Annotated in this window: 20 protein-coding genes and 1 pseudogene; 16 read left to right on the plus strand and 5 right to left on the minus strand. The window is 68.6% G+C overall.

Going from position 1 to position 19,820, the window contains the following annotated elements:
* Window positions 1-271: 271 nt before the first annotated feature.
* A complete protein-coding gene (locus ACT6QK_RS04100) occupies window positions 272-562 on the plus strand; it encodes an integration host factor subunit beta (protein WP_444596536.1) in 291 nt (96 codons plus the stop codon).
* Between the two features lie 115 nt (window positions 563-677).
* Window positions 678-1,097, plus strand: coding sequence for a large-conductance mechanosensitive channel protein MscL (gene mscL / locus ACT6QK_RS04105; protein WP_444596537.1), 420 nt, complete (start codon window positions 678-680; stop codon window positions 1,095-1,097).
* A gap of 4 nt (window positions 1,098-1,101) precedes the next feature.
* On the opposite strand, the gene ACT6QK_RS04110 is transcribed toward mscL, so the two are convergent.
* A complete protein-coding gene (locus tag ACT6QK_RS04110) occupies window positions 1,102-2,271 on the minus strand; it encodes an N-acetyltransferase (RefSeq protein WP_444596538.1) in 1,170 nt (389 codons plus the stop codon).
* A gap of 254 nt (window positions 2,272-2,525) precedes the next feature.
* Here ACT6QK_RS04110 and ACT6QK_RS04115 point away from each other — a divergent pair, with 254 nt between their 5' ends.
* The gene (locus tag ACT6QK_RS04115) at window positions 2,526-4,175 is read left to right on the plus strand and encodes a peptide MFS transporter (RefSeq protein ID WP_444596539.1); all 1,650 of its coding nucleotides are present in this window, start codon (window positions 2,526-2,528) and stop codon (window positions 4,173-4,175) included.
* Between the two features lie 75 nt (window positions 4,176-4,250).
* On the opposite strand, the gene ACT6QK_RS04120 is transcribed toward ACT6QK_RS04115, so the two are convergent.
* Complete coding sequence (locus ACT6QK_RS04120; RefSeq protein WP_444596540.1) at window positions 4,251-6,311, minus strand: TonB-dependent receptor plug domain-containing protein; 2,061 nt, start codon at window positions 6,309-6,311, stop codon at window positions 4,251-4,253.
* 148 nt (window positions 6,312-6,459) lie between these two features.
* Here ACT6QK_RS04120 and ACT6QK_RS04125 point away from each other — a divergent pair, with 148 nt between their 5' ends.
* Window positions 6,460-7,428 (plus strand): TraB/GumN family protein, encoded by a 969-nt coding sequence (locus tag ACT6QK_RS04125; protein WP_444596541.1) that lies wholly within the window; start codon window positions 6,460-6,462, stop codon window positions 7,426-7,428.
* A gap of 7 nt (window positions 7,429-7,435) precedes the next feature.
* On the opposite strand, the gene ACT6QK_RS04130 is transcribed toward ACT6QK_RS04125, so the two are convergent.
* Both ACT6QK_RS04130 and tldD read right to left on the minus strand, forming a co-directional pair.
* Complete coding sequence (locus tag ACT6QK_RS04130) at window positions 7,436-8,014, minus strand: hypothetical protein (protein ID WP_444596542.1); 579 nt, start codon at window positions 8,012-8,014, stop codon at window positions 7,436-7,438.
* A gap of 69 nt (window positions 8,015-8,083) precedes the next feature.
* Window positions 8,084-9,514 (minus strand): annotated as a pseudogene (gene tldD, locus ACT6QK_RS04135) (metalloprotease TldD).
* Between the two features lie 45 nt (window positions 9,515-9,559).
* Here tldD and ACT6QK_RS04140 point away from each other — a divergent pair.
* The 11 genes from ACT6QK_RS04140 (at window position 9,560) to ACT6QK_RS04190 (ending at window position 18,600) form a co-directional block, all read left to right on the plus strand.
* Window positions 9,560-10,474, plus strand: a complete 915-nt coding sequence (locus tag ACT6QK_RS04140) for a class I SAM-dependent methyltransferase (protein ID WP_444596543.1) — start codon at window positions 9,560-9,562, stop codon at window positions 10,472-10,474.
* Window positions 10,475-10,512: 38 nt separating this feature from the next.
* Window positions 10,513-11,202 (plus strand): 16S rRNA pseudouridine(516) synthase, encoded by a 690-nt coding sequence (locus ACT6QK_RS04145; protein ID WP_444596597.1) that lies wholly within the window; start codon window positions 10,513-10,515, stop codon window positions 11,200-11,202.
* Window positions 11,203-11,288: 86 nt separating this feature from the next.
* Window positions 11,289-12,506, plus strand: a complete 1,218-nt coding sequence (locus tag ACT6QK_RS04150; protein WP_444596544.1) for an NAD(P)/FAD-dependent oxidoreductase — start codon at window positions 11,289-11,291, stop codon at window positions 12,504-12,506.
* Window positions 12,507-12,536: 30 nt separating this feature from the next.
* Window positions 12,537-12,785, plus strand: coding sequence for a type II toxin-antitoxin system Phd/YefM family antitoxin (locus tag ACT6QK_RS04155; RefSeq protein WP_444596545.1), 249 nt, complete (start codon window positions 12,537-12,539; stop codon window positions 12,783-12,785).
* Entirely contained in the window at window positions 12,786-13,199 is a 414-nt protein-coding gene (locus tag ACT6QK_RS04160; RefSeq protein ID WP_444596546.1) for a type II toxin-antitoxin system VapC family toxin, read from the plus strand.
* Window positions 13,196-13,834 (plus strand): phosphoribosylanthranilate isomerase, encoded by a 639-nt coding sequence (locus ACT6QK_RS04165; protein ID WP_444596547.1) that lies wholly within the window; start codon window positions 13,196-13,198, stop codon window positions 13,832-13,834. The genes ACT6QK_RS04160 and ACT6QK_RS04165 overlap by 4 nt, the downstream gene beginning before the upstream one ends.
* A gap of 87 nt (window positions 13,835-13,921) precedes the next feature.
* Window positions 13,922-15,124, plus strand: coding sequence for a tryptophan synthase subunit beta (gene trpB / locus ACT6QK_RS04170; RefSeq protein ID WP_444596598.1), 1,203 nt, complete (start codon window positions 13,922-13,924; stop codon window positions 15,122-15,124).
* On the plus strand, window positions 15,121-15,567 hold the full coding sequence (locus ACT6QK_RS04175; protein ID WP_444596548.1) for a hypothetical protein: 447 nt from the start codon (window positions 15,121-15,123) through the stop codon (window positions 15,565-15,567). Before trpB ends, ACT6QK_RS04175 begins: the two co-directional genes overlap by 4 nt.
* Complete coding sequence (gene trpA / locus ACT6QK_RS04180) at window positions 15,564-16,394, plus strand: tryptophan synthase subunit alpha (protein WP_444596549.1); 831 nt, start codon at window positions 15,564-15,566, stop codon at window positions 16,392-16,394. Before ACT6QK_RS04175 ends, trpA begins: the two co-directional genes overlap by 4 nt.
* A gap of 9 nt (window positions 16,395-16,403) precedes the next feature.
* Window positions 16,404-17,318: an acetyl-CoA carboxylase carboxyltransferase subunit beta gene (locus ACT6QK_RS04185; RefSeq protein ID WP_444596550.1), complete on the plus strand. Its 915-nt coding sequence runs from the start codon at window positions 16,404-16,406 to the stop codon at window positions 17,316-17,318.
* Window positions 17,319-17,322: 4 nt separating this feature from the next.
* The gene (locus ACT6QK_RS04190) at window positions 17,323-18,600 is read left to right on the plus strand and encodes a bifunctional folylpolyglutamate synthase/dihydrofolate synthase (RefSeq protein WP_444596551.1); all 1,278 of its coding nucleotides are present in this window, start codon (window positions 17,323-17,325) and stop codon (window positions 18,598-18,600) included.
* A gap of 9 nt (window positions 18,601-18,609) precedes the next feature.
* Here the strand turns inward: ACT6QK_RS04190 and trxA are convergent, their stop codons facing one another.
* Entirely contained in the window at window positions 18,610-18,945 is a 336-nt protein-coding gene (trxA, locus tag ACT6QK_RS04195; RefSeq protein WP_444596552.1) for a thioredoxin, read from the minus strand.
* Window positions 18,946-19,100: 155 nt separating this feature from the next.
* On the opposite strand from trxA, the gene ACT6QK_RS04200 reads away from it, so the two are divergent.
* The gene (locus tag ACT6QK_RS04200; protein WP_444596553.1) at window positions 19,101-19,820 is read left to right on the plus strand and encodes a hypothetical protein; all 720 of its coding nucleotides are present in this window, start codon (window positions 19,101-19,103) and stop codon (window positions 19,818-19,820) included.

The raw sequence follows: 19,820 nt of genomic DNA on the forward strand, positions 1-19,820 counted from the left end.
GACTCGGGCGCCTCGCTCGGCGACATCCTGGGCGCGGCCCTGCGCGAGAAGGCTGGCAAGGAGTAATCCTTCCTCTCTTTCGTGACTGCGATCAGGCGGCCGGAGCGATCCGGCCGCCTTTTTGCTGGGTGAATCCCCGGATTCACCTCCTGTTGCTGATTTGATTCGGCTTTCGGGGCTTTTTCACGCGCCGTGACGGCGCTAGGGTAGGGCAGGACAGGCCAGCGACCGTCGAACACGTTCGACAGCCGCACAGAACCGGGGGCGGTGCATGATCAAGTCCGAACTGATCGAACGACTGGCCGCCGAGAACACCCATCTGACCCATATCGAGGTCGAGCGCGTCGTCAATGTCGTGCTGGGCCGGATGACGGCGGCGCTCGGCGAGGGCGGACGCGTGGAACTACGCGGTTTCGGCGCCTTTTCGGTGCGGTCGCGCCCGGCGCGCGCGGGCCGAAATCCCCGGACCGGAGAGGCCGTGGACGTGCCCGCCAAGTCCGTGCCCTTCTTCAAGAGCGGCAAGGAGCTGCGCGAGCGGCTGAACGCCTCGGGCGACGCCTGAGACGTTTTCCCTCCCGGTCTTGCCGGATTTGGGGTTGAGGCCCCTCAGCAACTCGATTCATATGCCCGTTCAACGGGAAACGGTCGCCGGCCACTTCCCTGAATGAGTGGGTCGCATGAGCGTGTTTTCAGAATTCCGCGATTTCGCGGTCAAGGGCAATGTCGTCGATCTGGCCGTCGGGGTCATCGTCGGCGCGGCCTTCGGCAAGATCGTCACCAGCCTGGTGGATCAGGTCGTCATGCCGCCGATCGGCCTGCTGACGGGTGGGATCGACTTCTCCAAGCTGGAATGGGTGCTCAAGCCCGAGAACCCGGCCACCGAGGCGATCGAGAAGGTCTCGATCCAGTACGGCGCCTTCCTGAACGTCGTGATCCAGTTCGTGATCGTGGCCTTCGTCATCTTCCTGCTGGTCAAGGGCATCAACAGCCTGCGTCGGCAACAGGCCGAGGCGCCCGCCGAACCGGCGGCGCCGACGGCGACCGAGGCGCTGCTGGCCGAGATCCGTGACGAGCTGAAGGCCCGCCCCAGGGCCTGATCGCTCAGACCTGAAGCGCGATCCCTGCGTCTGTGCGAGCGGGCGCCGGTCGGTCGGCCGGCCCGAACGGGATCGGGCGCTGGCAAACGCCGTAGTCGCCGTCGAACGGCGTCGGCTGCCAGTTCAGGCTGGACGGGGCGCCGGGGCGGAAGGCGGCGTGGCAATGACCCCACCCGCCCTCCTGATGCGCCCGGCGCGCCCAGATCCCCAGCCGGCGCAGCAACTCCTCGTTGACGACCTGAAGCCTCAGCTTTGCCGCACCCAGGTTTTGCGCCGTCTGGACCAGGGCCTGCATCAGGGCCGGGATGGCGTGGGGTTCGTCCTGCAAGGCGATCAGGTCGATGATCTCGAGGGTCGCCGGCTCGACCGGATTGCCCTTGGCCGGAAGCGCCATGGCGTAGCCGGTGATCGCCCCGTCGCGGCGGAAGGCCAGCAGAACCGGCGGGTCGGTGCGATCCGGGTCGGCCAGGCGCCAGCGCAGCATCTCCGGACTGCGATCCGCGATCAGCCGGCCCTCCGATCTCAGGGTGCGCCAGAAGATCTCGTAGTCGGAGTCGTCCGTCAGATCCGTCAGACCCTCCACCGCGCCGGGAAGGGCGGGGGGCGAGGCGAGCCGCGCGGCTTCGGAGCGGCGACGCTTCAGACGCCGGTTCATGAAATGCTCGCGATGCGGATCGGCGAGGCGCGGGGCGCGATGCAGCAAGGCGCGCAACAGCCGCCCCTGCAGACATTCCAGCGGATCCACGATCCACGACAGCTTCAGCCCATGGGTGCGCGGCGGCCATGAGGCCAGCCCCTGACGCGGATAGAGGCGCGCCGCCATCGGATTGGCGTTGAAGGTGTAGGTCGTGAAGACGTGCGGCTGGCGCATCACCGCCTGGATAAGGTTGCGGCTGCGGCCGCGTGCGGCGTGGGGCACGATGATGGAGAAGCCGGTCCCCCCATGGAGTCGGTCTTCGCCATGCCAGAAGCGCTGGATCAGGTTGCCGACGAAGGCGACGGGTCGGTCTGTCCCATCCACCGCCACCCAGCCTGACGGCGCGCCGATATCCTGACGGGCCGGATTGGTGTCCAGCCAGGCCCAGCCGGCCTCGGACCGTTCCGGCCACCAGACGGCACGGTGCAGGGCGTTGACGGCCTCGCGGTCGGCGGCGGTGAAGGGGCGGACGGTCATGGCGGTTTCCCGAACCGGGACGGAGAAGGAATTCTCCTTTCGGGCGTGCAGGGATCACGCCAGTTCGGCCGTCCTCCTCCGACCTTGGCGAGCGTCTCATATCCTTAACACTTGTTCGCGCGGACCGGCCGTGGTCCTTATGGCCGCAATCGCGCCGGAGGGGCGCCGAGTTATATGGAGTATGGCATTTGACCGCGACGGATGGGGGGGCGCTTACGCCTCGCAAGACGTTCCTGGGACACCCGCGAGGGCTGGTGATCCTGTTCTTCACCGAGATGTGGGAGCGCTTCTCCTACTACGGCATGAGGGCCCTGCTGGTTCTGTATCTGACCCAGCACTTCCTGTTCGGCCCGGCCGAAGCCCAGGGCATCTACGCGGCCTATGCGGCCATGGTCTATCTGATGCCGGTGCTCGGCGGCATGATCGCCGACCGCTATCTGGGGTCGCGCAAGGCCGTGATCATCGGCGCCGTGCTGCTGGTTCTTGGTCACTTCACCATGGCCTTCGAGGGCACGGGCGGCAAGGAACGCCTGACCGTCGCGGGCACGACCTATGAGCTGCAGGTCGAGGGCCGCGACCAGAACCGCAAGATCTTCGCGGTCAACGGCGCCGAGCGCACCGAGGTGGTCATCGCCGCCACGGGCGTCACGGCGGTCGGAACGCCTGCGGGCGCCTTCCCGGCCTCCATCCCCGACGGCGGCTATAAGCTGGAGAAGACGCGGGACCTGAAGGTCGGCGAGCCCCTGCTGTTCCTGGCCCTGTCGCTGATCATCGTCGGCGTGGGCTTCCTGAAGGCCAATATCTCGACCGTCGTGGGCGCCCTTTATGAGGAAAACGACCCGCGGCGCGACGGCGGCTTCACCATCTTCTACGTCGGCATCAATCTGGGCTCCTTCCTGGCGACGGCGGCCTGTTCCTACCTCGGCTTCACCTACGGCTGGGCCTATGGCTTCGGTCTGGCGGGCTTCGGCATGCTGGCGGGCCTGCTGACCTTCGTGCTGGGCCAATCGTGGCTCGAGGGTCGCGGCGCGCCGCCGGTCCCGACCGAGGGGCGTTCCATCCTGGGCGTGCCCCTGGTGCCCTTCTTCTGGATCGCGGGCCTGGTCGCCGTCTTCCCGGTCTGGCTCCTGATGCAGCGCCATGAGCTGATCCAGGCCATCCTGCTGCCGGTCGCCGGCCTGACCTTCCTGCTGGTGGTCGGCTACACCGTCTTCCGCCTCAAGGGCGCCGAGCGGTCGCGCATGCTGATCGCCCAGCTGCTGATCTTCTTCTCGGTGCTGTTCTGGGCCCTGTTCGAACAGGCCGGGTCGTCGCTGACCCTGTTCGCCGACCAGTCGACCCAGATGCCGTCGTGGTTCAACGCCGGCTACACCCAGATGTTCAACCCGGGCATCATCGTCATCGGCGGTCCGATCATGGCCGCCCTGTGGGTCTGGCTGGGCAAGCGTGGCAAGGAGCCGTCGACCCCGGTCAAGTTCGCCGCGGCCCTGGCCTTCGTCGGCGCCGGCTTCCTGCTGCTGGCCTGGGCCTCGGGCAATGCGGCCAATGCGGACTTCCGCGTGCCGCTGCTGTTCCTGTTCCTGACCTACTTCCTGCACACGGTCGGCGAGCTCTGCCTGTCGCCGGTCGGCCTGTCGATGATCACCAAGCTGTCGGTGGCGCGGGTGGTCGGTCTGATGATGGGCGTCTGGTTCCTGTCCAGCTCGGTGGCCCACATCGTGGCCGGCTGGATCGCAGCGGCGACGGCGACCGACACGGTCGCGGGCGTGGTCACCAACCCGGCCCTGGCCCTGCAGACCTACGGCTCGATCTTCGGGACCATCGGCTGGACGGGCGTCGGCGTCGGCCTCTTCCTGCTGGTGCTTTCGCCCCTGCTGAAGAAGGGCATGGCCGGGGTCCACTGATCCCGACGGCACCCCGGACAAAAAGAGCCCCGGCGGAGCAATCCGCCGGGGCTTTTCAGTTTGCGGTGGGTGTAGTCAGAAGGTCTTGCGCAGACGGATCTGGAAGAAGGTGCGCGGGTCGATGAACCGCTCTTCGGTATAGGCCACCGGGCGGGTCGTGCGGTTGGCGTAGACCGTGCGGCGGGTGGTGAAGTCGTCCCACAGGTTCAGCTGGGCCCGGATCGACAGGGTCGCGGTCGGCTTGTACTCGGCCGCCAGTTCGAAATAGTCCGAGCCGCGCCAGATGAAGGTCTGGTCCGGGTCGTAGCTGCCCTGGCCCAGACGCGGCAGCCAGGCGATGCTCCAGTTGGTCTTCCAGCTGGTGATGTCCTGGCTGAGGCTGACCACGGCCTGGCTGGCGCGGACGCCGGAGATGCGACGCTCCTCCAGCGTGGTCGGGTCGGTGACGCGGGCCGAGTTCCATTCGTTGCGGAAGCCGAACTTGCCGCCCGAGAAGCCGATCTTGCTCAGCGGCAGGGTCAGGTTGACCGCCAGCTGATCCAGCGTGCCGTCGCCGATATTGCCCGTCGCCGACAGGCCGCCCGGCAGAGGCAGGCGGTCGATGACGTCGATGATCTCGTCATGCCGATAGCCGACCGACAGGATGCCGTCGCCGAGGAAGCGGCGCTCATAGGTCACTTCCGAGATCCAGCGCTGTTCCGGCTCCAGATCGACATTGCCGCCGAACACGTTCTCCTCGCTGAGCTCGGCCGAGGCGGCGAAGTCGCCGAAGTCGAGCTGGCCCAGTTCGCGCTCGAAGCGGAACCGCAGCTGGTTGGACGGCATGGGCGTCCAGGTCATCAGCAGGCGCGGCTTGGCGAAGAAGAAGCTCTTCTCCAGATTGGCGTCGCCAGACTGGCTGATGGTCGAGGCTTCCAGCCTCAGGCCGCCCTCCACCGTCAGATTGGGGCGTGCGCGCCAGGTGGCCTTGGTGAAGGCTTCGCCCCGCGTCTCCTCGACCTTGACCGAGGCGCTGGGCAGGGGCACGGCGACGCCGCCGACGCTGTAGGCTTGGGTGACGTCCAGCATGTTGTAGGCCAGCTCGCCGCCGAACTCGACCGTCAGGGACGGCGACCGCTCGTTGCGCAACAGGGCCCGGACGATGGATTCGGAGTTGTCGCCGCTGGACTCGAACTTCGATTCCGGGTCGGTCACCCCATTGATCCGGGCGTTGGACAGGGAGGTGCGGTCGAACTGGCCGAACACGTGCATCAGCCGGGTTTCCAGCGTCCAGCGCGGGTTCAGGGCCCGGGTCCAGGTCAGGCCGGCCTCGCCATAGATTCCGTCCTCGGCATAGTCGCTGCGGCGCAGGGCGGTCGGGGATTCCAGGGTCTGCCAGTTCTGGTAGTCGTTGCTGCCCAGGCGGGCCGTGGCGTCGATCTTGCCGCCGAACAGGGGGCCGGCGTAGTTGACGCGCCCGGCCTGGCCGCCGCCCCAGCCGTCGTTCTCGAACCGCTCTTCGCGAATGATGTTTCCGGCGGCGTCGCGGCGGATGCTGGGGCCGGAGCCGTTGGAGTCGCTCATCCCCATGCCGTCGGACAGGGTGACGCCCCAGCTACGGTCGCCCTCCTGGGCCGTGAAGCGGTAGCTGCCGCCGAAGATGTCGCGGCCGCCGTCGAAAAAGATGCTGTCGTGCTGGACGATCGACTGGCGGCTTGAGGTCGTCTTCAGGATGACGTTGGCCACCACCGAATAGCCCTGCATGTCGATGCCGGGGGCGCCGCCGCGCACCAGTTCGATGCGCTCGACCTGACCGACGGTGGTTCGCGCCAGGACGTTGGAGCCCGTGTCGTTCTTGGACGCCGGACGGGCCCCGTTGATCAGGATGTTGCCGACCGCCCCCTCGAAGCCCCGGGCGCCGGAGCCGTCCTCGATGGAGAAGCCGGGCAGGCGGTTGACCATGTCCAGGGCCGTGGCCGGACGATAGGTGGCGAAGAAGTCGGGCTGGAAGACCAGCACGCCCTGCTGGTCGGCCTCGGCCACGGGCGCGGCCTGGGCCGGGGTGGGGGCGGGCGTCGGGGTCGGAGCGGTCTGGGCGACGGCGGCGCCGGCCGTGAACAGCAGGGCCGTGGTGGCCAGAAGAATGGTCTTGGTCATCGCCTTGGGGTTCCCCTCTTTGGTGATGACGGTGTCGCCGCCTGCGACGTTTCGTTCCAGTTACAAGCTGGACAGGTGGATTAAATCGGAGACAGGATTACAGGAAATTCACGTGTATTTTCCGTAATATAATCGCCATGATTTCGGCATGACCCGTCGCCCCACCGCCCTCGTCGCCCTTTGCGCCGCCCTGTCGCTCGCCGCCGCGTCAGGGTTGCTTTCCGCCGGTCCGGCCCAGGCCCAGGACGAGGCCGTGGACACCGTCGAGGAGGTGGTGGTCACCGCCCGCCGCGCCGGGGCGCCGATGTGGACGGTGGAGCAGGGCGGGTCGACCGTCATCCTCGTCGGGGCCATCTCGGGCGTGCCGCGCGACTACGCCTGGCGGCCCGAGGCGCTGGAGGCGGCGACGGCCCGGTCGCAACGGATCCTCTATCCGATGGAGGCCCAGGCCTCATTCAGCGACATCCTGCGCCTGCTCTGGCGCATCCGCACCATCGCCCGTCTGCCGAAGGGCCAGACCACCGCCGACGTCCTGCCGCCGGAGCTTCAGGCGCGGCTGGAGCGGGTGATGGCCGACGAGCGCAACGACAACTGGCGGACCCAGAGCCTGGTCGGGCTCGGCTTCGACCTGGTGGAGAAGGGCGGGATGGACCGGCGCGGCCGCGGCGCCAACGACGCCGTCCGACGCGCGGCGCGTCAGGCGCGGGTGGAAGGCGGGCCGGTCGGCACGGTGCGCGGCGACGACCTGATCGACAACCTGATCACCGCGCCGCCTGCAACCTATGTTCCCTGCATCGAGGCGGCCGTGGCGGCGGCGGAGGCCGGACCAGAGGGGGCGGCGGCGCGACTGGACGCCTGGCGGTCGCTGAAGGTTCCCGAGGTGCTGGCCAGCCCGCTGGATCAGGCCACCAACCTGTGCTGGCCGTCCGGCGATCCGGACATCGCCCCGGTGCTGCGAACCCAGTGGGCGGAGGCGACGCGAACCGCCCTGACCCAGCCGGGCGTCACCCTGGCCGTGGCACCCCTGCGTATTCTGGCCGAGCCGGGCGGGGTTCTGGACCAGTTGGTGGCCGGCGGGCTGGATGTCGTCGGGCCGGTCTGGAAGCCGGAGCCCTGATCCGCGATCAGTAGAAGGCGGCGTCCGGATCGCCGGTCGGCCGCGAACTGTAGCGGCGCGCGGGTTCGCGCTGGGGACGGCGCGCTTCACGTTCGGCCCCGCTCTCGGGCCGAGGGCCGTCGAAGCCGAGGCCCATCCGATCGCCCCGTCCCTCGTAGGTGCGCCACTCGTCGGGCGGCGGCCCGTCGCTGGAGTAGCGGTCGCGGGGGTATGGATCGCCGCCATAGGCGTCGCTGGCGTATCGCCGCACACGCGGCGGCGGGGCGTCGTCCGTATAGGCGGGCTGGTCCAGATAATAGTCCTCGCCCGCATAGTCAGCCTCATCGGCCGGCACGGGTTTGGGAATGGCGTCGGCGTCGAACCCGTCGACCAAGGCGCCGACCTCCATGACTTCGCCGGGCTGGATGTCCGGCTCCACGGGCGCCACGACGGCGATGTCCAGGGCCGGTCCCGTGGTGCGAGGTACAGACCCCCGCCCGCCGTTCAGGGCGAAGGCGCCGAGGGTCACCAGGGCGACGGCGCCGATCACGCCGCCCACGATCAGTCGCGGCCTCCGGCGCCAGGCCTCAGTCAGACGATCCGGCATCACGCTCTCCCAAATCCGCCATCGCGGCGGCCCCCGCTGTCAAACCCGGCGCGTCGTCGCCGGTTCCGGTCAGACCGCCGTTCCGCCCACCGTCAGGCCGCCGATCTTGAGGCTCGGCTGGCCGATGCCGACCGGCACCCCCTGTCCCGCCTTGCCGCAGACCCCGACGCCGGGATCGAATGCGAAGTCGTCGCCGATCATCTGGATATGGGTCAGGGCCGTCGCCCCGTCGCCGATCAGGGTCGCGCCGCGCACCGGGGCGGTGATCTTGCCGTCCTCGATCAGATAGGCCTCGGTGCACTGGAAGACGAACTTGCCGTTGGTGATGTCCACCTGGCCGCCGCCGAAGTTGGCGGCATAGAGGCCGCGCCTGGTCGAGGCGATCATGTCGTCCTTCGAATCCTTGCCGCCCTCCATGAAGGTGTTGGTCATGCGCGGCATCGGCATATGGGCGAAGGACTGGCGGCGGCCGTTGCCGGTCGCGGCCACGCCCATCTGACGCGCCGACAGCCGGTCGTGCATCAGCCCGACCATGATGCCGTCCTAGATCAGGACGTTGAGCGAGGTCGGCGTGCCCTCGTCGTCGATCGACAGGGAGCCGCGCCGTCCGGCGATGGAGCCGTCGTCCACCACCGTCACGCCGGGGGCGGCCACCCGCTTGCCCATCATGCCGGTGAAGACCGAGGAGCCCTTGCGGTGGAAGTCGCCCTCGAAGCCGTGGCCGATGGCCTCGTGCAGCAGGACGCCGGGCCAGCCGGCGCCGAGCACCACGTCCATCTCGCCCGCCGGGCAATCGACCGCGTCGAGGTTGATCAGGGCCTGACGCAGGGCCTCGTCGATCTGGCCTTGCCAGCGGTCCGGTGCGATCCAGGTCTCGAAGCCCGCCCGGCCGCCGGCGCCGGATGAGGCGCTCTCGCGTTTGCCGTCGCGCTCGACCGTGACCGAGACGTTCAGCCGGACGAGGGGCCGCACATCCCGCAGGTTGCGGCCGTCGGCGCGCAGGATCTCCACCGTGCGCCGCTCGCCGATGATGGAGGCCGAGACCTGGACCACACGCGGATCGCGGGCGCGAGCGAAGGCGTCCATCTCGGCCAGCAAGTCGATCTTGTCCGAGAAGGTCGGCGAGGCGAGCGGGTCGATCTCGCCATAGAGCTTCTGGTTGGTGGCGCGCGGAGCGTCGGCGACCACGGCCGCATGGCCGCGCTTGGCCAGGGAGGCCGTCTCGGCCGCGCGGCGGATGGCGGCGGCGGAAATCTCGTTGGAATGGGCGTATCCGGCCGTCTCTCCCGCCACGACCCGCAGGCCGAAGCCCTCGGTGGCGTCATAAGCGGCGGACTTCAAGCGGCCGTCGTCGAAGACCAGGCTCTCGCTCTCGGCGCGTTCGAGGAACAGCTCGCCGTCGTCGGCGCCAGCGAGGGCGCCTTTCAGGATCGACATGGCCTCGTCGGGATCAACCCCGGCCTGATCGAGAATGGGAGGCGTGGGGACGGAAACGGTCATGGCCGATAGATAGGCGACGCGCGCGCAATCGGCTACAGGGCCGCGATGACGACTGTTCTTTATGGCCGCCCGCCTCTGGTCTTCGATCCCCCCGCCACGAGCGGAGAGGGTGCGGCGATCCAGACCTCGCCCCTGATCCCCGGCTCGACGCCGCTGGAGAGTTTCGCGCCGGGTTCCTTGGACGCCGCCATGATCTACGCCCCGCCCGGTGTGCTGGAGCGGCGCTATACGCTGGCCCTGACGCTGCGGGCGCTGAAGCCCGGCGGGCGGCTGACGACCATGGCGCTGAAGGACAAGGGCGGGTCGCGGCTGAAGAAGGAGCTTCTGGCCTTCGGCGTCGAGATCGCCGAGGACGCCAAGGCCCATCACCGCCGCTGCGTGGTGATCCGGCCGGAAGCGATGACAGGCATTGAGGAGGCGATCGAGGCGGGCGCGCCGCAGATCGTGCCGGGGCTCGAGGCCTGGTCCCAGCCCGGCGTCTTCGCCTGGGACCGGATCGACGGGGGATCGGCCCTGCTGGCCGAGGTGCTCCCGCCGCTGAAGGGGGCGGGCGCCGATCTGGGCTGCGGCTATGGCGCTCTGGCGACGGTCGTCCTGCGCTCGACAGCGGTGACCTCGCTCAAGCTGGTCGATCTGGACCGCCGGGCGGTGGAGGCGGCGAAGCGCAATGTCGAGGACGGGCGCGCGACCTTCGACTGGGCCGACGCACGGACGCTGGAAGACATGGGCGATCTGGATTTCGTGGTCATGAACCCGCCCTTCCACGACGGCGGCGCCGAGGACCGGCGACTGGGCCAGGCCTTCGTGCGCAAGGCGGCCGGCCTGCTGAAAAAGGGCGGGGTGCTGTGGCTCGTCGCCAACCGGCACCTGCCCTATGAGGCCGAGCTGAACGCCGCCTTCAAGCGGGTGACGCCGGTGGGCGACGGCGGCGGCTACAAGCTGTTCGAGGCGGTGAAGTGAAGACGCCGACCAGTCGCATCGACAAGCTGCTCGGCTCCATGGGCTACGGCTCTCGGTCCGAGATCGCGCGGCTGGGCAAGGTCGGCGGCATCGTGCTGGACGGGATCGATCTGACGGATGTGTCCAGGCGCATCCCGGTGACGCCCGACCTGCCGACGCGGATGGAGATCGACGGCGAACCGCTCGATCCCGTGGCCGGCATGGTCATGCTGCTGAACAAGCCCCTGGGCATGACCTGTTCGAGGAAGGAGGACGGCGCCCTGGTCTATGACCTCCTGCCAGACCGGTGGAAGCGTCGCGACCCGGCCATCTCGACCGTCGGGCGGCTGGACAAGCAGACGAGCGGCCTCCTGTTGCTGACCGACGACGGCGACCTGCTGCACCGGATCATCAGCCCGAAACGCCATGTGGCCAAGGTCTATCGCGCGACCCTGGCCCGGCCTCTGAACGGGTCGGAAGAGGCGTTGTTCGCGGCGGGGGGCATGGTGCTGGAGGGCGAGGACAAGCCGCTGGCGCCCGCCGTTCTGGAGGTCCTGTCGCCCACCGAAGCCCGGCTGACGGTGACCGAGGGCCGCTATCACATGGTGCGGCGGATGTTCGCCGCCGTGGGCAACCACGTCGAGGCCCTGCACCGCGAGCGGATGGGCGGTCTGAGCCTGCCAGACGATCTCGCGCCCGGTCAGTGGCGGTTGATGACGCCCGCAGAGATCGACCTGATCTTCACCTGACCCTTATCTTGGGTTGGGACGGACCCAAGGGCGCGCGTCGGCGTTGTGTGCCCGAGCGGGCGTTGACCCGCCCGGGGACGACCGCCTTGACCACCAGCGCCACCATCAAACGCGACCTCCGCACGGGTCGCTCTCTCTGGGCCGACAGCGCAGGGCTCGGCGTGCCGATCAAGCCCCTGACCCAGGCCTTGTCCGTCGATGTCGCCGTGGTCGGGGCAGGGATTTCCGGCGCCTTCATGGCCCATGAACTGAGCCGGGATCATTCGGTCGCCGTGCTGGATCGCCGCCGGCCGCTGATGGGCTCGACCCTGGCGTCCACGGCGATGTTGCAGTGGGAGATCGACCTGCCCTTGACCGAACTGGCCGAGCGGATCGGGACGGCGAAGGCCAGACGCGCCTGGCTCCGCTCGTTCGACGCGGTCCAGGCTTTGGAGAAGATCGTGACCGACGAGGGCATCCGCTGTGGTCTGGCGCGCAAACGCAGCCTCTATCTGGCCGGTGACGCCTATGGCCGCCGCGCCCTGGAGGCCGAAACCGTGGCGCGGGCGGCGATCGGGCTGGACAGTCGTTGGCTCAAGGCCGCGGATCTGCGCGACCAGTTCGGCGTCGATCGCACGGGGGCCATCCTCTCGACGGGCTCCCTGAGCGGCGATCCGGCGCAGATGGCGGCGGGTCTCCTGCGTCGGGCCGAGAAGAACGGGGCGAAGATCTGGTCGCCGGTCGAGGTCGAGGAGGCCCTGGTCGATCCGGACGGCGTGACCCTGGTCACGGACGCCGGCGTGCCGGTCCGGGCGGAGCGGGTGGTCTTCTGCTGCGGCTACGAATTCCCCAAGGGCGTGCCGACGCCCGGCGCCTCTGTGGCCTCGAGCTGGGCCGTCGCCTCGAAGTCGCGTACGCCCTGCCCGTCCTGGCTCAAGGACATGCTCGTGTGGGAGGCGTCCGATCCCTATCTTTATATGCGGATGGGCCGGGACGGCCGACTGATCGTCGGCGGCGAGGACGAGGCCTCGGCCACCGCGCATGAAGACCCCGACAAGCTGAAGCGCAAATGCCGGGCGCTCGTCGAGAAGCTCGAGACCCTGTTGCCGGGGGTCGAGTTCGAGGCGGACTACGCCTGGGCCGCCGCCTTCGGAGAAAGCGTGACCGGCCTGCCCCAGATCGGCCCGGTCGACCCGGACGGCCGCATCCACGCCGTCATGGGCGTCGGCGGCAACGGCATCACCTATTCCGTCATCGCCAGCCAGATCGTGGCCGGGGCCCTCCGGGGGCGGCCCGATCCGGATGCGGACCTGTACCGCGTCTGATGGACATCTGTGCGCCAGATGGCTATCTTGATGTTCATGACCCACTACTCTGTCGCCGAAGCCAGGAACAATCTTCCGAAGCTGCTGGATCGCATGCTGGCGGGCGAGGCCGTGACGATCACCCGACGCGGCAAACCTATCGCGCGGCTTGAAGCCATTTCCGAAACCAGACCTGCCCCAGGTGTCGTCGATATCGAATGGTTGCGCAGCGTGCGCGTCAAGCCCGCCGCGCCCATGAACGCCGTCGACCTCGTTCGGCAGATGCGCGACGAGGACTAGGTGGCCGTCTATCTGGACACGAGTATTCTGGTCTCGGCCTTTGTCGAAGACGATCATTCCGACCGGGTCGCGGTCTTCCTGACCGGACGCCGGGACCTGGTCGTCAGTAGTTGGGCTGAGGCTGAGTTCAGTTCCGCCCTCGGCGTGCGGACGCGATCTGGCGCGCTGAGTAACGACGACAGGGCGGAGGCTGAGGATGTTTTCGACGGCTGGCTGGCTGGCCAGACGGCCTGTCGTCTCGACGAACTGGACATCATTCGGTCCCGAACACTGCTGCGGGATGGAGCTCGGCTGCGAACGCCGGACGCCCTACATCTGGCGGTGGTTCTTCGGCATGGCTATGGCCTCGCGACCCTCGATCACGACTTGGGCCGGGCGGCTCGGCTGAAAGGCGTCGAGGTGGCGGACCTGTGACCCGCGTCAAGATCTGCGGCCTGTCGACGCCGGAAACGCTGGAGGCCGCCCTCACCGCCGGCGCAGACTACGTCGGCTTCGTCATGCTGCCCGCCAGCCCGCGCTTCGTCGCGCCGAACGTGGCCCGGCGGCTGGTCGATCAGGCGCGCGGTCGGGCGAAGACCGTGCTGCTGTTCGCCGACACGCCGCGCCTGGACATGGATCGGCTGGTCCATGACATCCAGCCCGATCTGATCCAGTTGCATGGGCGCGAGACGGTCGCCGAAATCCTTGATGCCCGAAATGATTATGCTCTGCCCGTGATCCGCGCCGTCGGCGTCGGTTCCGCCGCCGATCTGGACGGTCTGGACGAAATCGAGGCCGCCGCCGACCACCTTCTGCTCGACGCCCGCCCGCCCAGGGGGGCGGACCGGACCGGCGGGCACGGTCTGGCCTTCGACTGGTCGCTGCTGGCCGGGCGCGCTTTCAACAAGCCCTGGTTCCTCGCCGGCGGGCTGAACCCGGAGAATGTGGCGGACGCCGTGCAGGCGACCGGGGCGCCGATGGTCGATGTCTCCTCTGGCGTGGAAACCGCCCCGGGTGTTAAGGACGCCGGCCGGATCGCGGCCTTCATCCAGGCCGTGCGCCGGACGTAATTCGGACGCCCCGGTCTGGTGACTGGACGCCCCGGACCCCGCCGACTGAAAGCCTCGCCCGTGAACGCCATCCATCCTGCGCCGTCTTTGACCAACGCCTACGCCCAGCCCGACGAGGCCGGCCGCTTCGGTCCGTATGGCGGCCGGTTCGTCGCCGAGACCCTGATGCCGCTCGTGCTGGAGCTGAACCAGGCCTATGAGGCGGCCAAGGCCGACCCCTCCTATCAGGCGGAGCTGGACGGCTTCCTGACCGATTATGTCGGCCGGCCCAGCCCCCTGTATCTGGCCGAGCGGCTGACGGCGCATTTCGGCCAGGCCGACATCTGGTTCAAGCGCGACGAGCTGAACCACACGGGCGCCCACAAGGTGAACAACTGCATGGGCCAGATCCTTCTGGCCATGCGCATGGGCAAGAAGCGGATCATCGCCGAGACCGGGGCCGGCCAGCATGGGGTGGCGACGGCGACCGTCTGCGCCCGCTTCGGCCTGCAGTGCGTCGTCCACAAGGGGGCGACCGATGTGGAGCGTCAGCCGCCCAACGTCCTCCGCATGAAGCTGCTGGGCGCCGAGGTGGTGCCGGTGACCTCCGGGCGCGGCACGCTGAAAGACGCCATGAACGAGGCGATGCGCGACTGGGTCACCAATGTCGCGGACACCTATTATCTGATCGGCACGGCGGCGGGGCCGCATCCCTATCCGGCCATGGTGCGCGATTTCCAGAGCGTGATCGGCAAGGAGACCCGGGCCCAGATGCTGGCCAGGAAGGGCAAGCTGCCCGACGCCTGCGTCGCCGCCATCGGCGGGGGCTCCAACGCCATCGGCCTGTTCCATCCCTTCATCGACGACGCCGGGGTGCGGCTGATCGGGGTCGAGGCGGCCGGACGCGGGCTGGACGGCCCGGATCATGCGGCCTCGATCCAGGGCGGACGCCCCGGGGTCCTGCACGGCAACCGCACCTATCTGCTCCAGGACGAGGACGGCCAGATCCTCGAGGGCCACTCCATCTCCGCCGGGCTCGACTATCCGGGCATCGGGCCGGAGCACGCCTGGCTGAACGACATCGGCCGGGCCGAGTATCGCGCCGCGACCGACACCGAGGCCCTGGAGGCCTTCCAGCTGTGCTCGAAGCTGGAGGGTATCATCCCGGCGCTGGAGCCCAGCCACGCCCTGGCCCGCGTCGGCGAGATCGCCGCCGAGGTCGGCAAGGGCGGCGACGTGGTGCTGAACATGTGCGGCCGGGGCGACAAGGACATCTTCGCCGTGGCCCGGCATCTGGGCGTCGAACTGTGAGGCGGCTCGCCCTTCTGGCCGCCGCCGGCCTGATGGCGGCCACTCCGGTCTTCGCCCAGAATGCGGAAGAGCCCGTGCGCACCGCGCCCGAGGTGGCGTCGGCCCGCACCTTGGGCCTGCAGACGCCCGAAGGCGTCGAGGTCGCCCTGGACTGCGGCGGTCTGCTGCCCGACCCGGAACTGGCCTTCTGCGTGACCGCTCCGGCCGAGCGGATGGCCGCGCTGGCCTCGAGTTATGTCAAGGATCTGAAGACCCAGGGCTGGCTGGACGCAGACGGCGACGAAAGCCGGATCGTCTTCGTCCGTCGTCGCCCGGGCGGCGGTTGCCACGGGCTGGTCCTTCAGGCCCTGCCCGGCGCCGCCGACGGCAAGGCCTATCTGGCCCTCGTTCCCACCCCCGGCGACGCCTGTCGTTCGCCCTCCATCGGCGGAGCTCCGCAATGACCACCGCCCGTATCGACGCCCGTTTCGCCGCGCTCAAGGCCGAGGGTCGGGCCGGGTTCGTGGCCTATGTCATGGCCGGCGATCCCACGCGCGATCAGGCGCTGGAGATCCTCCGCGGCCTGCCCGCCGCCGGCGCCGACATCATCGAACTGGGCTTTCCCTTCTCCGATCCGATGGCCGAGGGGCCGCCGATCCAGCGTGCGGCCCTGCGTGGATTGCAGGCCGGGTTGACGCTGAAGGGGACGCTGGATCTGGCCCGCGCCTTCCGCGAAGGCGACGCCGACACCCCACTGATCCTGATGGGCTATCTCAACCCGATCGAGACCCATGGCCATGAGGCCTTCGCCCGCGACGCGGCGGCGGCCGGGGTGGACGGGGTCATCATCGTCGACTGCCCGCCGGAAGAGGCCGATCCCCTGACCGACGCCCTGGACGCTGAACAGGTGTCGCTGATCCGCCTAGCCACGCCCACCTCCGACGATGCGCGGCTGAAGATCGTCGCCCGACGCACCTCGGGCTTCGTTTACTACGTCTCCGTGGCCGGGGTGACCGGGGTCAAGGAGGCGGTGGCGGCCGACGTCGCCCCTGCCGTCGAGCGGGTCCGCGCCGCCTCGGGCCTGCCCGTCGCGGTCGGTTTCGGGGTCAAGACGCCCGAGCGCGCCGCCGCCATCGCCCGCGTCGCCGACGCCGTGGTCGCCGGTTCGGTGCTGGTGGACGAGGTCGCGGCCGCCCTGGCCGAAGGGACCGATCCGGTCTCCGGCGTGCTCGAAAAGGTGAAGGCCCTGGGCGACGCCGTCCGGGGTGCGCGTCTGGTCGAAAAGGTCTAGAGAGCGGCCATGGCTGACAAGAACACTCCCGAGAAGACCAACGACAAGAACGCGGGCGAAAAGCGCGTCGGCTGGCTCAGCCGTATCGCCCCCGGCGTGCGCAAGATCGTCAGCCGCCGCAGCGACACCCCGGACAACCTCTGGGTCAAGGACCCGGATTCGGGCGAGATGCTCTATCGCCCCGACCTCGAGGCCGCCCTGTGGGTGACCCCGTCGGGCCGCCACATGCGGATCAACGCCGAGCAGCGTCTGAAGTCGACCTTCGACAAGGGCCGCTATATCTCCATCGACACGCCCGACGTGCCCGAGGACCCGCTGAAGTTCTCGGACGGCAAGCCCTACAAGGATCGCCTCAGCGCCGCGCGCAAGGCGGCCGGCCGCAAGGACACCATGGCCATCGGCTGCGGCGACGTCGGCGGGGTTCCCGCCGTGGTCATCGTCCAGGACTTCAGCTTCATGGGCGGATCGCTGGGCACGGCGGCGGGCGAGGCCTTCATCTGCGCCGGCCGCGAGGCGGTGAAGCGCGGCGTGCCCCTGGTCTGTTTCACGGCCGCCGGCGGCGCACGCATGCAGGAGGGCGCCCTCAGCCTGATGCAGATGGCCCGTTCGACCCTGGTCGTGCAGGAGCTCAAGGCGGCGAAACTGCCCTATGTCGTGGTCCTGACCGATCCGACGACCGGCGGGGTCACGGCCAGCTACGCCATGCTGGGCGACGTCCATCTGGCCGAGCCGGGCGCCCTGATCGGTTTCGCCGGAGCGCGCGTCATCGAGAGCACTATCCGCGAGAAACTGCCCGAGGGCTTCCAGCGCGCCGAATATCTGCAGGCCAAGGGGATGGTGGACCGGGTCGTGTCGCGCGCCGACCTGCCGCGCGAACTGGGCCTGATCCTCGGCATGCTGATGGGCGGAAAACGGGCGGCCTGAGGCCGTGGACCCGATCTCGGAACGCCTGAGAGCGCGCCACCCCCAGAAGATCGACCTGTCGCTGGACCGGATGCGGACCCTGTGCGCCGTGCTGGGCGAGCCGCAGCATCGCCTGCCGCCGGTGGTTCATGTCGCGGGCACCAACGGCAAGGGGTCGACCGCCGCCTTCATCCGGGCCATGGCCGAGGCGGCGGGCCTCAGGGTCCACGCCTATTCCTCGCCCCATCTGGTGCGGTTCAACGAGCGGATCCGGCTGGCGGGCGAACTGATTTCGGATCGGGCGCTCGGGATCATCCTCGACCGGATCGAGGCGGTGCGCGGGGTTGAGACGACCGTGTTCGAAAGCACCACGGCCGCCGCCTTCGTCGCCATGGCCGAAACGCCCGCCGACCTGGCGATCATCGAGGTCGGCCTCGGCGGCACGCTCGACGCGACCAATGTGATCGAGCGGCCCCTGCTCAGCGTCATCACTCCGGTCGATCTGGACCATGCCGAGTTCCTCGGCACCGATCTGGCGACCATCGCGGGGGAGAAGGCGGGGATCCTGAAACCCGGCGCGCGGGGCATCGTGGCGCGCCAGTCGGAACCCGCCATGGCCGCCATCCATGCCTCGGCGGGCCGGGCCACGGCGCCCCTGACCGTCATGGGAACCGACTTCGACGCCTGGGCCGAGCGGGGCGGCATGGTGTTCCAGGATCTGGAGCGGTTCCTCGACCTGCCGGCGCCGGCCCTGTTCGGTGCGCATCAGATCGACAATGCCGGGCTGGCTGTGGCCGTGGCGCTGGAGCTGGATCTGCCCGAAGACGCCATCGCCGAAGGGCTGAAATCCGCCCGCTGGCCCGCGCGGATGCAGAGGCTGACGGCCGGTCCCTATGGCGAGGCGGCGAGACAGGCAGACGCGGAGCTCTGGCTTGACGGGGGGCACAATCCCCATGCCGGGCGGGCCCTGGCCCGGACGCTGGAGGACCGGCAGCGTGTGGCGCCGCGCCCCCTGGCCCTGATCGTCGGCATGCTGGCCAACAAGGACGCGGGCGGCTTCTTCGAGGCGCTGAAGGACACCGGCGCCCAGGTCTTCACCGTCGGCTTCGAGGGCGCGGCGGCCGAACCCGAAGCCCTGGCGGCGGTGGCGCGCGGTCGCGGTCTGGGGGCCATGGCGGCCGGATCGGTCGCGGAGGCGCTGGACCGGGCCTTGGCCTTCGGCGCCGGCCGGGTGGTGATCTGCGGCTCGCTCTATCTCGCCGGCGAGGTGCTCGGCGCGAGCGCCGAGACCTGGCCGGACTGAGAGACGGGCTTAAGCGGCGGCGGTGATGCCGGCCTCGGCCAGCCATTCGGCGATCTTGCCCTTGGGCATGGCGCCGACCTTCAGCGAGGTCAGCTGGCCGTCGCGGAACAGCATCATAGTCGGGATGCCCTTCACGCCCAGCTTGGACGGGGTCATGGGGCTGTCGTCGATGTTCAGCTTGGCGATGGTCACCTGACCGGCCAGTTCGTCCGACAGCTGCTCCAGCGCCGGGCCGATCTGTTTGCAGGGCCCGCACCATTCGGCCCAGAAATCGACCAGCACGGGCTTGCCGGACTGCAGGACGTCGGCGTCGAAGCTTTCGTCGGTGATCTTCACGGTGGCCATTATGTCTCTCCAGAGGGCCGCGTCGGCGCGCCCGGTGTCATGTCGGTCGAGATGTGGGGCGATTCCCGGGGAAATCAACGGAAGGCGCACCGGAACTGTGATGAGCTTGGCGGACGTTCTAGATATCCACACAGTTCGAGCTTTGAGGAACGGTTATGACACCTGAAGACAAAGCCCTATACGCCGACATCTCCTCGCTCGCGTCTCGGTTATGGACGGCTTCGGCAGCAGTTGAGGGATGGAACACCGATCCCAAGATGTTCAGTGTGATGCTCTTCAGGCGGCTTTGGGGCAACCATCGTGGCTACACTGTCCTCTTCGAGGCCGGTCTCGCCGTCGAAAGCGACATCATGTTGCGGTCTGGGGTCGAGACGTCGATCTGTATTGCAGCGAACCATCACCTTCGCGATGGCTTCGTGCTTTTAATGAAACAGGACGCGGCTCAGACCTTGGCGGGCCAAATCAAGCAGCACCGCGACAACAATGACACTGACCTAGTACGCGAGGCGGAAGCGATCCTGCGAAGTATCCTCGCTAGCTTGCCGGACGGAGTGAAGGCCGCGAAACTGGACTGGAAGGACTTGGCAGCTAAGGGACAGGTGCCAGCCCTCTACAGCATCCATCGCCAGCTCTCAGGCGTGTCGGCTCACGTCACAGGCATATCACTTCTACCCGGGGTTGATTTTGTGGGCGACGAGACTCCGCATGATCACTTTCGGATGCTGACCAAACAGTCGCAACCTATGTGGATGATGGCGGCAACTCTTCACGGCGCGCTGATCCATGCAGGCATGATCGAACAACTAGATTTGTTGGCCGAGGCTGTCGTTCTTGCAGGACGCCTCAATAAGGCGACGGAAGCAAAGGGCTGGTAG

Source organism: Brevundimonas sp., assembly GCF_052436175.1.
Lineage (GTDB): Bacteria > Pseudomonadota > Alphaproteobacteria > Caulobacterales > Caulobacteraceae > Brevundimonas.